Annotated in this window: 3 protein-coding genes; all 3 read left to right on the top strand. The window is 62.8% G+C overall.

Going from position 1 to position 16,541, the window contains the following annotated elements:
* Positions 1-81 precede the first annotated feature (81 nt).
* Genes NKI79_RS11510 through tatA form a run of 3 tightly spaced genes read left to right on the top strand, consistent with a single transcriptional unit; the run spans position 82 to position 15,713 of the window.
* Positions 82-9,708 carry a hypothetical protein gene (locus NKI79_RS11510; protein WP_352801631.1) on the top strand — a complete coding sequence of 3,209 codons (9,627 nt, stop codon included), beginning with the start codon at positions 82-84 and terminating at the stop codon, positions 9,706-9,708.
* On the top strand, positions 9,690-15,497 hold the full coding sequence (locus NKI79_RS11505; RefSeq protein WP_352801629.1) for a hypothetical protein: 5,808 nt from the start codon (positions 9,690-9,692) through the stop codon (positions 15,495-15,497). Before NKI79_RS11510 ends, NKI79_RS11505 begins: the two co-directional genes overlap by 19 nt.
* 18 nt (positions 15,498-15,515) lie before the next feature.
* Positions 15,516-15,713, top strand: coding sequence for a twin-arginine translocase TatA/TatE family subunit (gene tatA, locus NKI79_RS11500; RefSeq protein ID WP_352801627.1), 198 nt, complete (start codon positions 15,516-15,518; stop codon positions 15,711-15,713).
* The last annotated feature ends 828 nt before the right edge of the window (positions 15,714-16,541 follow it).

The raw sequence follows: 16,541 nt of genomic DNA, 5'->3' as shown, positions 1-16,541 counted from the left end.
GGAGAAAAGACCGAAAACACGGTCACGGTCTTCAAGGCACGGTCACAAAATGCTGGTTCTATTGCTTGACAGGGGGGGGACTTGGCCGAGCGGGAGGGTGCATGGTCTTCATCGGATGTCGATGAAGGCAGCGGACATTTGCGCGTCACGAGACGCGGATTCATCGCCGGCGGCGTTGCCAGCGCCTTTGTTGCCGACAAGGTCTTTGGCGCGGAGATAACCAATCCCAAAGATCGCTGGGTATACTCACGATCCGAAGACGGCGCCGACCGCTTTATTTATCAGCTGACTTACTTCGACGGAGCCGGCAGGCCCAAGCAAGAGTTCTATTTCCGCGAGCTCTCGTTCGGCGTCGTTGCTCGGATCGATGTGCGCCCCACCGGCGCGGTGGACGAGACAGCGGGTCGGGTGGACCTGCGGCTCCGCATCTCACACGCGACCATGTTGCCGGAAGGGCTGGCAGAGCTCGACCAGGACGAGCACCGCTTCTTCACGCTCGATTTCGTCGTCAGGCACAACGTAACGGCGCAAACCTTCGCGCCGGATTTCCGGGTCGAGGCTCAAGGGTGGATCTTCGGCGAAAAGAAACCCGCCGTCTTAGCCAGCCGGGATCTCGAATCGTGGATCAAGAGCGGTCGCAAGCCTGTCCGTCTCGAGACTGCGGGCGATTCAAATGGCCTCGCCACGAAATTCAAAGACAGCGTCTTCGGCTCGATCGTCGATGCAGCGCGGATCGAGCTCTTGGTTCTACCGCAAATGAAGCCTGGCGACCAGTTTCTGTGGCGCATCGCGACGGTCGCCGAGAAAGCAGGCGCCGCGGCGACGGCTCTCACCTTGTCGAGCGTACGGCCTGCGGATCTGACCGGCCCCGGCAAGCCTGGCGGAGGGCGCGCGATGCCGCAGCAGAGCACAGTGGCCCGCGCCCCGGAACTCGATATCTGGCGCGACACACAGCCGCGTGCTGAGCCGACGAAGAAAGCCGGCCAGGCCGATGTCAAAAAGACCGAGGGCAAGGAGACCGAGAGCAACGAGACGGAAAAGAAGGAGGAGCTTGGCTGGGTCGAGGGAAACTTCCCCGACCGGAAACCGGCGGGCTCGATCATTCGCGGCGCGTTCCGCGGAGCCGCCGTCGGTGGAAGCCGGCTCCTTGCGGCTGCGCACCGGTTTCCGGATGACGTCAGCCACGGGATCGTAGCCGTCGTGCTCGACGATTACACGCTGGCGTTGCCCGATGCGAGCAAGAACGAAGAGTCCAAGGGCGACGAACGGGGCGAGGTTCACGCGGCTGTGGAGTTCGCTCGCTGGTCGACTGTCATCGATGCAACGGGCGATGCCACTGAGGCAGTTGCTGCGCGGGTGATGCTTTCCGGCGATCTCAGCATCGCGTCGGTGGCGCAACTCGAGCCGCCGGGACCTGAGTTCCTCGAGGGTCAGCTGCCTTTCGAACGCGGCGAACTATGCCTGTCGACCGCCCTCTCGGAAGCGAATGCGATCAGCCCACGCTGGGGCAACCTCGACCTGCTGTGCCGGCTTCCGCTCGCCGAAAGGACGTTCACGCTTGCGACCTCGCTGGGCGTCTATTCGGCAGAACGGCCCGAGTTGAAGAAGCAGTTGCCGGGCGACAAGCGCACGCATGGACCGATCGTGATCCGCGCCACGAATTTCACGACGATCTCGCATTTCGAGGCGGCCGTGCGGATAGCGGACGCATCGGTTGCATTGCTCGACGATCGCGCCACCGTTGCGCAGCTCGGCGCACCGCGCGGGCACTTCAGCAGGCTGGATTTCCTCGGCGGCCCTGAGATCGCGCTGCGGCTGCACGGGATCGACCAGCCGACAATCCTGCACCCTGGCCACATTCTGCTCGGCACGACAAGCGGCCTGCCGCTGCCGCAGGCGCCGGAACCGCCCGCCTCGAGCCTGCCGATGGATCGCGCGCTGTTGCGCGTCCTCCGCTATGGCGATCTGGCCGACCTGCGCTTCCGCTTCGCAGGGCTCGACCTGATCAACGACGGCACTAAGAGCGTGCTGCGGCCCCGTGGGCCAGCGGTGGTCGCCCGCATCGGCGATCCGCTACCGGACCCCGAGCTCGCAGACGAGATTGTCGTCGTGTCCGAAGAGGCGGAGGCCGCCGCTGCCAAAGTAAAGAAAGCAGGCGACCCAGGGAAGACCGAGGCCGAGCCACTAGCCCTGCCTCTGACGGGTGCCGTCCACGACCCGCGGCCGATGATCATCGTCGAATTTCCGCCGCAACACCGGGCCGAGCAGGCATTTTTCCAGCTCCGCACCGTGCGGCCGTCGCTTCCCAAGCTGCCGACGCCTGCGCGCGAAACTCGGCTGATCGGTCAGGCGCTGCGCGATCTGCACGCCATCTACGCTCCTGGCAGCGAAGCGTCACGGCTTAAGCTGCGTGCCGACATCCTGTTCTTCCTGATCAGGGAAGTGATCCCGCAAGCAAAAGATCAAAGCGACGACCAGTGGAAGCTCGGCTGGCGTGACACGTGGAAGACTCTGGCGGCGCTGCTCAAGCGGTCAGCCGTACCCGCTGGCACGCTCGATCTCGGGGGGGACGACAAGCTCCAGCGGCAGATCACTGATTTTCTCGCGTTTGCCGACACCTTCGCCGGCCTGTTTCCGATGCCCGGTTCAACACCGGTCGACGACATCAACACGCCGCCGCCAAATTTTCCGCTCGAGCAAAAACTCTACGCGGGACCTGAGTTCGTCGATCCGGATACGCTGCGTTATGCGGAACTGGCACAGATGTCGCTTCAGCAAGCCGCCATCACAAACGGGCCCGATGGCAATCCGATTCTCGACAACGTACCCGCGAACCCGGTCAGCACTTCGGAACTTGAAGCGCTGAAAGCGAACCTCGTCGGCGCGGTCGGCAATCCGGAAGAGGACGCGAAGACCCAGGCGAAAGCTCTTCGCGAGTTGCGCAGTCCCGGATACACGGCGTTCTCCGAGAAATATGACGCAACAATTGCAGGCGTCGTCGCTTTTCCGCCCGGCTACAAGCAGACCGGCAAGCTCGCTGCCTTCGCTGGGGGCGACGAACTCCGCGGACTGGTCGTGGATATCTACCGTGACCTCGTCAAGACGGAGGACGAGGCGAAGAAGGAAGACGCAAAGAAGGCGTTTGCCGAGTGGTGGGCCAAGGAGATGGTGGCCCGCCTTGCCGAGGCGCTGAAGGTGCTTCCGGCTGCCGACACCGGGGCCGAAGTGCCGATGCGACCGGTCCAGTCGCGGCTGTCCGGCCCGACACGCCTGGCCTTCCGCATCAACACGGAAGATTACGATCCAAAGTTCGCGACCGGCGAGATACCCTTCACTGTCGACGCGCTGACCGATTTCTCGCGATTCGAGCTTTCCGTGGTGCGCCGAGCACAGAAGCTGCTGCTGTCGCACCTCGATGGGTCGCGGCGGCCGGCCTGGGACACCGAGATCGACCAGGACTTCGCCCACATGCTGGTTCACCAGGGCTTTTCGCAGGGCGGCGGAAAGCTGGAGCCGGTAGATGTGCAAGGCGACCCTGACCTCGCCGACCCGGCCAGCGCACGCCGTTGGTCGGAGGCCCGCGTCACGGTCGATCAGCGCCTCGCCGAGGTCGTCAAGCTGTCCAGCGAGCCGCCGACCGATCTCGAGACCGCGATCGAGATGCCGTTCCGGCTGATGCTGTCGCCATCCCAGGATGCGCTCTTCCGCACCCCGCGGGGAGTCCCGGCAAAACTCTTCCCGCCGTCGGTCCATGACCAGGATGACTATTCCACGCCCGGACCCACGGCGCTGTGGACGGCCGAGCTCGATCCCGAATCCGGCGCGGAAACCCGCGCGATCTGGTCGCCGGACTATCGGTCGGAGGCGTTCCTGCCGCAGGAGCCACGTCGCGAAGGCCTTTGGAACAAGTTCGCGAGTTCCGCCACGCCTGCCCTTCCGGAGTTCATCACCCGGCATTTTCCGAAGCAGCGCTCAAGGGTCAACCGCGCACCATTGCGCGGACCCTACGCTCCCTGGGTGATCGGACGGCATCTCTCATCACTCAACCTTTCCGAGGCGAAGGGGGAGCTTGACTGCCATCGATTCCGCACTTCGCTCGACGCATTCGACCGACACGAATTGGTTGCGCTGAGCTCGGTTCATGGACTTCCGGTGCTCGGGCGCGTCTCGCTGAGCGGCAAGCGCATCGGCAGGGACCAGCGCGAGCCGCCGCGGGGCTTCCAGGTCTCGCTGCTCGGCAAACCGGCCAATCGCGAGGAACAATATGATCTCGGCGATATCTACGTGCCGAGACCGCTCGATCCCCAGGGCTTCGAACTGGCGCTGAGCGCCCTCGGCGGGTTCCTTTCGGTCAACGCCTCCTTCGAACCGCCGGCGTCCATCATAGACTACGAGCGCGGCACGCTGTTCGACGCGCTGTCGATCGAGCGTTGGCGGCACCGCATCGTGCTCGGACGCGATATCAGCGCCGAGGTCGTCTACAAGGGCTACCTGATGCCATTCGGCATCCGCGCATCGTTGATCAAAAGCACCGAGCGGCGGTTCGAACGGATAGACGGCAAGGGCGGTCCGGTTGCCGTGCTCAGGCAGCGGATGTTCATCCGCATTGCCAAGCCCGTGAAGGATTTCGGCGCGTTCCGGCAAAGCGACGAGGGGCGCCGCGTGCCGTTCCGCAAGGTCCGCGTCGTCACCCTCCAGACGCCGGACATCGTCGACCCGTTCGACCTTGCCGGCACGCGAGACGAGACCGGCGTGTGGCCAGGCGGATTGATCGACCTCATCGAACGTCCCAAAGCTGCCGACGAAGCGAAACCCAAGGATGCGCAACCGGGCACGCCGTTCTGGCCGCGCACCGCGCGGCGATCGGGTGCCGAAGTGATGTTCGAGGTCCTTCTCGACGATAAGATCCGGGTGCGCATGCCGATGGTCTTCGTCGACAATGTGACGGTCAACAGGGCAGAATCGCTGCAGCCGCTGACGCACTACTACAATCTGCACGGCACGCCGCCGGAGACCCAACCGGATCCGTCCTTTGCGCCCTATGTGGCGCGAGCGGCCCTGGTGCAGCGACCGCTGTTCAGCCAGAAGCTGATCTACGCGCCACCGGAAAACGACGGCGACACGGAGTTCGAAACCGAGACGCTGACCTTCGCCGTCGAGGGTGGCCGCATCGATGCGCGAAACATCAATCCGGCGCAGTACCAGCCGCTATCGGTGAACAGCAACTTTAACAACGATGCCTTCCTCAACGGCGCCGACCAACCGCCATTCTACCCCGCGATGCGGCGCGCGGTGGTGCACGTCAAGCAGATCGAGCGGCTGACAGGCCAGCCGAACCAGCCGGTCACAGTCGGCTACGACACAACTTACGCCTTGAGCGGGTTCGACCCGCCCCCTTCCGCAGTACGAGAGGACAAGCCCGCCGCAAAACCGAACAACGAGAGGGACATCTTCCTTGCCCTCCTGAAGCCGCTGCCGATGCGGTTTGGAAACGAGGGCCAGCGCGGCGGCGCGGTGGCGCGGCCGCAAATCGATGTCGTGGCTCTTTCGCGATCGCGCGGGCCTATCGGCGATGGGGATGCCATCGCCAAATTTGCGCAGCAGCCCACCGTGCCGTCCAGCGCGAAAGATCAGCTCGGGGGACTGCCGCAACTGCCGGAAATCCCGCCCGCTGCCGAGAATGTCAAAGGCAACGACCTGTCAAAATTCTTCGGCGGCAATGCCAAGCTGCTCGGCATCGTCAAGATCAGCGACCTGCTGAAGGCCTTGTTGCTTCTGCTCGGCCTCGAACCAAAGTTGCGCGAAATCCGGGAGTTCGGCGGCGGCTTGGCCGACGATGCCGACGCCTTCATTCGCGACCGAGTGCTGACGCCGGTGCGCAACGCACTGACGGCGTTCTCAATGCGCCTCCGCAACCTCACCTTCAATGGCGTGAGCGGGACAGATGCGCTGGAACGCGTCTATCCCGAGGTCTCGCGGAGCATGGCCGACTTCATCGCCGTGCTCGACGAGGCGATCTCGGCAGCTCCGCCGTCGGGCGATGCAGACGCCAGCATCGAGCTTTATTCCTCGGTCTATTCCACCGGGCGCCGCTTCACGCAGGCGATCGAGCGTGTCACGCGGGACCCGCTGACGCCGTTGCGCGAGGCCGTACGCGGGCTGGTCGAGGACTTCATCGCCTCTTTGAAGGGCGCGGTCGGCGAAGCCTTGGACGCGCTTGTCGCCACCTACAAGTCCGACGTCATCCGCAAATGGGTAATCAAAACGTTGCAGCAACAACTGCTGGTGCCGAACGGCGCAACGTCGGCCCTGGCCAACGTGATCATCCGCTTGCCTGTCCCGGCCGACGAGACCGTGACCGACAGGGCCGCGAAACACGTCGACGAAGCCTACGCCGCCACCTTGCTGATGAATCCCGACGAGGAGACGGGTGGGCAGAACTCGCCATGGAGCGCGAAGTCCGACCGGCCGATCTTCGACCTTGAGACTTTCCGCGACACGTTCTTCGCCAAGCTGACGGCGGGCGTGGAGAACGATCTCAAGGCCTGGGTCGACAGCGAAAAGGCCGCGCTCGTCGGCCATCTCGACAGGCTGCAGGGCGCGCTGTGGGTGCAGTTCGACGACATCGTCGTCGCCGGCTTGAGCAAGGCCACGGCGGCGCTCGAAAACATATCGTTACTCGCCGTCGACAAGGCCGTCGAGGCGCTGGAAGACGTCGGCGTCGCATTTGCCAAGGGCTTCGATGAACTTACGAAGCTTCAAACGATTGCCGCAGCCTATGATAGCAAGTGCCTCGAGTTCATCGGCGTGGTCGACGCATACGTGCAGGTCGCGTTCCCGCGCGTGGTGGTCGATCCGAGAGTTTGCATCGGCGACGCCGCTGAACGCGACTGGACCAAATGCAACGCTGCGGCGTCCTACCCGCCATTCTATCGCCTGGTCGGAGCCGTTGCTCGCCTTGCCGAGGCACTGGCCGTGCTTGCCGAAACGAATGCCGGCAAGCTCAAGACGCTGATCGAAAAGGTGGAGAAAAAGGCACCCATCGAAGTCGCGCCTACCCTTGCGCCGCTGAAGGCATTCTACGAACAGATATCAACTCCGGACGCCCCCCTGCGCAAGACCGTCGCAGATGTAAGCGCCGGTCTGCTGACGATCGCCCAGAACATGCAAGCGCTACGGCAGCGTTACGAAGCGGCCCGCCAAAGTGCTGCGACACTCTGCAAAGAACCCGTCAAGCTTGTCCGGAGTCTCCTAGACGTCGTTGCGCAGTTGGAGAAGCAGCGGACCGCTGCGATCGGTGAGCTTGTGGAATTGTCTTCCGCGCTGCGTCGCGGATTGTCCGGGACGCTGCTCAAGGATGTCGGCGTCTCCGGCGTCACGAAGCCTTCCAATACCAGCGTGCTCCCTGCTCTCGACGCCAAGCCGGAAAGCTGGGCCTGGAGTGACGTTCCTGAGAGCGATTTGTCCGACGCCGACTCGGCGCGCTATTTCATCGAGACTGCCAAGAAGGACATTATTGCGACGGTCGTGCGGCCCGCCGTCCTCTCCGCGGCCGCCCTCGCGGACGCGACGATCCTGGGAGCGCTCGTTGCGATCAACGGCGGCCAGCAAGCGTTCGACCAAGCGCGCGATCAGGCTCGAGCGCAGATGCTCCAGGCGTTGACCAACCTCGACGACAAGATCAAATCACTCTTCGCTTCTCTGACGGGAGCTCTCGCAAAGCAGAACGATCCGGCGTTCACGAAGCTCATTGACCTTACGGCGAAAGTCGGCACCGCGATCGACAAGCTCGTCAAGGTCGACGCGGCCGTCGTGGTATTCGCCGACGAGAAGGCCGGGTCCGGTGCGATCGATGCGTCAAAGGAAGACCTTCTGGCCTTCCTGGCATCGTTCAAGGACCTCGAAGCGGAAGTAGTCAGCGTCGTCATTCAAAAGGCGGCAGCGCAAGCCGACCAGGCGTTGGAAGGCATTGAACGTCAAGCTTTGGATATGTTGTCGCGGCTGTTTGCCGGTGCGAAGCTGGATATCGGCACATTGCTGAGTGCCTTGCAGCCCACGCTCAGTTCCGTCGTGAAGACTACAGCCACCGCCTTCCAGACAGTTCTCGACAAGCGCAACGCGGTTATCAAGGGGCTGCCGGCCGGCTCGACTTCAGTCAATGCAGGCCTGACGACGCTGCTCGTCGCCTGCCCGCCTGATCCCGCGAAGATGCTAGACGATCAACTGGCGATGCAGACTGCGGAGCTGACGGAATGGGGCAACGCGATCGCCGCGAAGCCGATCGACAACGGCAAGTTCATGCAAGCCACCGACGAATTCCTCGGCCGCGTTCGGAAATGGAAGGAAGCCAGCAGCGGCGATGCCGCGGCCTGCACGGTCAATGTTGCCGACGGTCCGAACGCGATCGTCGTGATCTTCAAGCAGATCACGGAGGCGGTCGAGACGGTGATCCGTGGACAATTCGGACAACTGATCGACATCGGCGCCGTGCGGCGAGAGGTCGAGGCGAAGCTTCGCGAAATGGTGCCGACACGGCTCACGCTCGCCTACGATTTCGACGTCGAGCTCAAGAACAATTTTGCCGAGATATTCATTCCAAATTTTCAGGACACCGATGACCCGCTTGTTGTCGAGAACTACAATTCCGAGTTTGCAGACTGCCGCCTGACGCTGAAGGCGCGCACCTATATCGACCTCTTGAAGCCAGCGCCTCCCAAGGTGGACGTGTCGGGGTCGCTCGGCGCCTTCAGGATCAAGCTCGTCGGCACAATGCTCGATGTCGTGACATTGCAGTTCGACGGCGCCCGGTTCGGCAGCGACACCGGCGGCAAGCTGAAGACCAACATCACCGACTTCAAGCTCGGCGAGATGGTGGCGTTCCTGGACTCGATCTCGCAGTGGGTCTCGTTCGGCGACAGCGGTTTCTTCCTGTCGCTGCGCTACGACCTGCCGGGCATTGAGGCAGGCTATCGCATGCCACCGATCTACCTGACGCTCGGCGCGCTCAACATTTCCAACGTGTCGCTGAACGCCTCCTGCGTGCTGCCGTTCTCGGAAGGAGATGCGATCTTCAAGGTCGGGCTGTCCAGGCCCGAGGCGCCGTTCTCGATCACGTCGACCATCTTCGGAGGCTGCGGCCACCTCGCGCTCTACGCCAATTCGGGCGGCATCATCGGATTCAGCGCGTCGCTTGAGTTTGGCGCCATCGTTGACTTCAAGCTCGGCCCGGTGACCGGACGCGGCCAGATCACCGCCGGCATTTACATCCGTTCCCTCGAAGTGGAGGGCAAGCGCGTGTCGACCATCGAAGGCGTGTTCACGGCGGCGGGGTCGGCCAAGATCGCGATGTTCAGCATCATGGCGATGCTGCAGGTCCGTGTCGGGCAGCAGGCGTCTGGCGGCGTCGCTGGCAGTGCCATCTTCGTATTCTCATTCTCGCTCGGCATCAAGGACATCGAGTTCCGCTTCGTGATCGCCAAGCAGGAGAAAAAGGGATTTGGCGGTGGCGGAATCAGCGCAAGCCTCGACTCACCCACACGTTTCGCCGGGCTCGGCCTCGATCCGATGACGACTGGCGCGACGACCGGCATGCCGGTGCTGGGTGACACAAGGCCCAAAATCAGCAGCGTGACGAGCTGCAAGAGCGAGCATTTCGCCGACTACATGCAATACTTCTCGGAAGAGCAGCCATGGATACTCTCGTTTTAGCGCAGGCCGCGACGAACGACTCGACGCAGCAACCGACTGTAGCGGGCGATACATTCGCGGCGCAGCTTGTTCCGCACGGCGTGACATGGCTGGGTGGCACCGATTACCGCATCCGCGCCACCATCGCATTCTTTCCGGTCCCCGGCACGTCCCGGACAGGCCCCGTTGACAGCTGGCCGTCGTGGATCGCGGGGCGATTCAAACAAGATGACGGCATCCGGATTCTTGTGCGTGAGGCGATGACTAACGGGGCGGGAAAACTGTTGGCCAGTTCGGTCAAGAACGTTTTTTCCGACGCCTATGCCAAGCTCGATACTGCCGACAAAGACGGGCTGACGCATCTCACGGCGCTTTGGCAGACGTGGTTTGCCGATATGCCCGGGCTTCGCACTCTTCTTTCCGAAGCCGCGACGAAAACGGCCGGCGAGAAAACGGACATGTTCCAGCGCGATAGCAAAGGAAACATCGGCTCGACCCCGGACGTGATCAGCGTGCCGCGCGCCGAGCTCGCGCGCCAGACCACGCTCGAACGGGCGCGAAACCTCATCGAATCGCTGGCTGGAGCGCAATCGGCGGCCGAAAACGATCATGCGAAGGGTCAGCGCCAGATGCGGAGCCGGGCGCGCTCAGGCCCGGCTCAACGCCCCTGGTCCAAGGTACCGCTGGGGTCCGAGCGGATGCAGATTCTGCGCGACCTGCTTGGCGATCTGAGCAAGCGGTCGGTAGGAGAACTGCGGCTCGCGCAAGCATTGGTAGAATCGCCGGTGCAGACGTATGCACTGACCAATGAGAAGGCTGATTATCTTAAAAGAACCGGGAAAGAGTTTCCCGAGGATGCGGACCTAAAGACGTGGCGCGACGCGCTTGCCGCCGCGAGCAAGTTGAATCAAACGACGCCACTGACGTACCAGCCCTTCCAATGGGAGAACCAGAAACCTGCAGAGTGGGGGCCCGCACTGGAGCTGTCCCTGCAGGACGAACGGCACTGGCTCGAACTCACACTCGCCATCCAGCTTGACGACCAGCGAAACGCCGCCCGGGAATACGCCAGTTCCTGCAAGGATTGTGCGGATGCGTGCAGTGCAGGCAGCCTGCAGCTGACCAACTATCTTCAGACGCTGCAAGTCCAGAGAGTCGCGCATCGCGCATCGGATATCAAAGCGACCGCACAGTCCGTCATGGGAACTGAGCCGGACAACCCCGCCACCAAAGATGCGGCAGCGCAAAACGCGTCGACGCTGCAAGACTACGGCGATAGGCCGAGCGAAGAGGGAATTGGCGTCATGCAACTGCGCTGGCACGCATTGCAGGGCATGCCGGCGTTGATGCGCGCCATGCATCTGACGATGGATATCGAGTTCACCCTTAGCGCCGCTGATCTCGGCGGTCTCGACGCGTTGCTGCCGGCCAACGGGGGTCTGTCCGATCCCGCCCTGTTCCTGGAATTTGCCATCCAGGCCATCGACGAGAACAACCAGGATTGCATCCATCAACAGCTGTGGACGCTGACCAAGCTTCGTTTGCCGGAGGAGGACGCCGATGACAAGAGCAAGAGTGAGATTGGACATTGCTGGCCGGCGACCACTGAGGAATGGGCGCTGCGCCGCGCGGTCCTCGAAAATACGCCGACGTCGTCATTAGGCGCTCCCGAGGAAACCGGCTTTCTCGACCAGGTCGACGCGGTAATCGATCTCGATGCGCCGTTAAAGGCCAACAACCAGTCGTTCAGGCGCTACGATGTATTTTCACTGAACACGACCATCGCCTCCGAGGCCGAGCAGCGGCGCCAGGCTGCGGAGACGCAGGTCAAAGATGCCGGCACGGCCATGCCGGAGGCGGAACAGGCCGCTGCGGCGGAAACATCCACCCTGAAGACCGGTGGCCTGCAGATTGTAGACCGGTGGCGGCAGGGCGCCGTAATCGACGAGATATTCACGTCCTGCAACGCGCAGTCGCCGAACGGCCGACGCGTCGATGCAAACGACCTGTTGATCGGCTACCGCTTCGATGTCGGACTGCCAAGACGCGATGACAAGCGCAACTGGTCGAGCCTTTCGGAACGGATCGTCCGCTATCAGCATTCGCTGCCGGATCAGCCTGTCGATCTCAATGTGATCGCCAACGCCTTTTCGCCCCCAGGCGACGATGGGGCCCGGCCTGTGGACGGCGCGACCGTGGCCATGGGAACGCGGATGGTCATCAATTCGCAGGGCGGGATCGCAAACGGCGGCCAGGAGACCGCCTTCGCAGAGCAGCTTCTCGCAGTGTGGGACGGTGACCCGATCGGCATGCGCACCGGCGCCTTCGATAGCCATGCGGAGGCGGTCGACCTGCCGGTCACCCGCACGCTGTCGCTGCCGGTAAAAGGCGACCTTCGCGCGCACCGCCTTCGGTTCGGCGGGGCCTACGCGCTGGGCGCGCGAGCTGTCCTGGTCGGCGGCGTTTGCGCACCGCTGGGTCGCGCGATCAAGCTCTACGACGGAGGACTTGGCCGCGGCATGGCCTATCCTTCCAAAAAAACTGCCGAATTGCAGCGGTTCCTGCGCCAGGAGCGCATTGGGCCACCTATGGTGGCGGTGGACGCTTCGATCGTGCTCGCCGAGTTCGCCAGTGAACGCAAGGGCATCGACGGCAAGGACATGGTGGTGCGCAGCCCGCCGGAGTATGCAGCCGCTGATGAGGTGCATGGCTGGCGCTTCCAGCCTGACGAGACTGCGCGGATGCTTTTCGCGCCCTTGGTAGACCTCGATTTCGCGGTCATGCATTCGGTCTTCGACGCGGCTGCGCAACGGCTGGCAGGCAAGCCGCCCGGTGGGCTGCAGGACGTCGACTACGATTCCGACTGGGGCGGATTTCCGCTTTTCGACCCGAAGGAGCCGCCGGAGCTAACGGCTATCCGTGGCAGGTATCGCGCCTATGAATCGCACGACGCGCAAGGCAACGAACTCGAACAAAAGGTGACGCCCGGCGGATTCGCAGTCTTCCGTCGTCGGCCCCAGCCGGCCCTGAAGACCGGCACGGCACAAGCGCCGATCCGGACCCAGGAGTACTACCCAGATCCCGCAGCGCGCTATCTGATCATTGCGCTGCGCTATCCCGACCAGCCGAATCGCTATCTGGCCGGTGAGGCGATCCAGGTCCCGTTCTACAACGATCCGTCCGACGAAAACTCCTCGGGGACGCCGGGGTATCCCGATGCCCGCCCGATCAGGATCAAAGTGAAGGCGGTCCAAGGCACCGCCAATGCGACGCTCGCCAGCTACGACGACCTGCGGGCGCGGGCTATGCAAGCCGGCATCCGACTGTTCGAGCCGGCGAAAGGGCAGACGCCTGCCACCGTGACGCTTTGCCTGTACCCCGGCGAAGACTTTGAGGTGGAAACCTGGTGCGTGCCGGCACTCACCCAACTGCAGGCGTGGTTTGACCTGGCCGAGGCCATGGCACTGATCATGAACTGCGCCAGCGACAACCGCTCCGTTCAGTTTTGCAGGCTAAAGCCCGACAAGGCGCGCGACAACCCCGATGACGACGTGCGGCTGCGCCGAGGCGAGACGTCCGTATCCTGGTGGGATGTCAAAAGCGCGGCGTCGAGTGTTTATACCACGCTCCTACGCCGTCCGCTGCCGGACATCGCATCGGTTCGTCGCCTGCGGGCGATCCATGCGGCTGGCCTGCCCAAGCAGACGCCCCAAGGCAGCGATATCAGACTGCTGCGGTTGTCGGAAAAGACACAGAAGACATGGTTGGAGCGTGGCGAAGGTCCCGACGAAGACGAGGACGGCGGCAGCAAGGTCATCGCCCTTGGCAATGTCACCTTCGATCCGGATACAACCGAGACCCTGGAACTTCACGCCGAGGCGGCGATGCCTTTCGGCGGCGCGCTGGATAATCTCGAACTCGGCCGCAGCTTCTATGGTCGTGCCCGTGGCGAGTGGCCGCGAACGCTGGACGGGGAAGACGGCGAGCCAGAGCCGATCAAGCTCAGCCAACGGCTGCCAACGGCCGGCGGCAAACTGACCTACATGGACGAGCTGTTCGGCTTCGACGTGGCCCGCGACGGCAAGGTCGAACCGCGCCGCGGTCGGGGCGTGGTGGCGCGCTGGCAGGTGGAGCGCACTCAGAAGTCGCCAGCCAGCCTTGCCGACCTTACCCGGCAGGGCAAGCACTCGAACGATGGAGACAAGAAGCAGGAGGGCGCGAACACGAAAAGCCGGTCCGTCCTCGAGGGGATCTTTCCCGATACGCTGGCCCGGCGCGTGAGCGTCTGGATGGCGGCGACCTCCCGCACGGCGCGGCAGATTCCCGATCGCCCGAGCTACCCCACGCCCGAGCAGGCTAGGATCGATCAGGAGCGCTTGCTGAAGGAGAGCAAAAGGACAGAGATTATTCTTCCGGCCACCGAACGCCCGGCGGCGCTGACGCCCAAGAGCCTCCTACCTTCCTACGCGTGGTCCACCGAGGGCAAGGTCCGCTCGCGAAGGACGAAGGTGCGCATCCGTCTCCGGCGCCCATGGTGGACCTCGGGAGAAGAAGAGCGGCTGGGAATCGTCATCTGGCCGCCAAACCTAATGAAGGCTTCCGGCATCGACGATGACCAGGAATGGACGAAGGGCGACTTGGCACAGGGCATCGTCGAGCGCAGCAGTCCAATGGCGTGGAGGGAAGGACCGCGGGAGATCGACCTCCACCGATTCGCCGACGGTAAGGACGCAATGTGGCGCGAAGGCTTTTTCACCGACGCCGACCTGGGCTCCGGAGGCGGCTATGTGACGCGCTGGGGTGCCGATCCGGTCTTCGCCTCCGAAGAGATGGCGTGGCTGATTGGAGGCTCGGCGTTTCGCGATATCAGCGACAGCGGGGCCGACTTTGCCGCGCCGATCGACCTCATCAAGACGGAAGGCGCCGCACCCGGCGTCCTGTGGCCGAAGGAAGAGATCTACAAACCGCGTTTCGTCGCGAACGCGCTGATGCCAATCCCCGATGCGGACGACCGCAGGGACAAGGAGGCCGGCGGTGGAACCAACGCGCAGGAGCCGGCGAATTCGACGCTGACGCCCGAATTCATGATGGTTTCTCTTGCCACCTACATGCCGCGTTTCGACCCGGACTTCGAGCATTGGTATGTCGATGTCGACCTTGATGTCGGACACGCGCGCGACCCGTTCGTCCGCTTCGGATTGGTCCGTTTTCAGCCGTTCGCACAGCGGCACCTGCAGGTTTCCCAGCCGGTTGCCGAATGGGTTCAGGTCGTTGGCTACCTGCGCTCGGCAAGTGCGAAGAGAGTGCCCAGGGCGGGACGCGATTGGGTAAGCGTCGACGTCGGCACGGCAACGGGGGTCGACGCCGGAAAGGATTCGGGCAAACAGTATCCAGGTACGGCGCCCGGCGAGACGCCGCTGTTGCGGATCACGCTCATCGAATGCACTTTGTCGCCGCACGGACAGATCCTGGAACGCGTCGCTCGGCTCGACCCCGCGGAGATGAACGACAGCGCGCTGGCTGGCGGCATCGACAAGCAAGCGGGCGGCCTGGTGATCAAGACCTGTCAGGCCGAAGTCGGCGCTTCGCAGTTGCTCAACCTGCAACTGCCCATACCGGCTTCGGCTGAGGCTCAGCGGGCGCATTTCGCGGTGCTGGTGGAGGAACTGACGATGACGCCGCGCTCGACCTTCTCGAACGAGCCGATCCGCAAGGATGCCGACATTCTCGACAATGAGCGCTCGATCGAATCGGGCGTCCGCTTCGCGGTTCGGGTCGAACTTGACGCCTCAGAGCCGCCACCGGACTAACAGCGAAGGAACCTGCGAATGGGCGCATTCAGCTTCTGGCACCTGGCCATCGTCGCGGTGGTCATCCTCGTCTTGTTCGGCAAGGGGCGGCTGTCGACGCTGATGGGCGACGCCGGCAAGGGCATTGGCACGTTCCGGCGCGAACTGCTGGGCGCCAGGCGTGGCGCCGAAGACACTGAGCTTTTGATCAAAGATGGGAAGCCGAGACGAGAGTAGAAAGGCACCTGTATAAATCCATAGCGAGAGAATTGCGCAAGTCTACTAGCCGAAGGGAGGAGATTCTTATGAGGCGCATCGTAATTTTCTTTTTTTTCCTGCAAAGCATGTGCTCGCCCCTGCTTGCAGAGGATATTCAAACATGCGGCGATCTGGGAACTGATAACCGACCAAATTGGTGTGCCCGGCCCAATGGCGCTGGCGGTATAGTCCAGGGCAAATCGGAATGCCGAAAAATTGACGACACTCATTTCGAGTATACGCACTGTTCTGGTTCGGCGCAGACATATGACACGTTTTCGTCTCCGTGCTGCATCGAGAGTTCTAAATGCAAGGGCGCTTTTTACATTGCTGAGTGCGTAAATTGAGCTTCACTATAGAGCCAGATACTAAGACCCACTTAAGCGTTGGCCCCAGTTGTGGTGCTTGGACGTCCCGGCTGCGCTGTCAAGCGGCTGATGCGCGAAGTTGGTTTCTAAAAAGGCGTTTTGCGGCTGGCGGTCGTACTAGTGGTCCCCTATCACCGCCAAGTGTGCAGCTAGAACGCACAGATCACGTTGTGTCGAAATCACGTGGGGCATTATTACTGCCTGCAATACGGAGGGAACTATGAGGATCGTTACAACAATCTTGGTCGTGGGTTTTTCGACTGCGTCGATAGCCCAACAGGTTACTTTCAAATGTGAACTTCAAAATGAGGACAAAGGATTCAGGATATTAGCCACGAACCCGGGACCAGGGCCAAAATCATGCACGGCCGAGTGTCAGGCCACCAAAGCCGACGGGAAGCTGGTTCCGTTCGCCAAGTGCACACAGTCAGTTCCCGCT

The sequence above is a fragment of the Mesorhizobium sp. M0340 genome, from assembly GCF_040321535.1.
In the GTDB taxonomy this organism is placed as follows: Bacteria; Pseudomonadota; Alphaproteobacteria; order Rhizobiales; family Rhizobiaceae; genus Mesorhizobium.
Note: the sequence above shows the minus strand (reverse complement) of the source record. Positions and strands in the feature narration are given on the sequence as shown.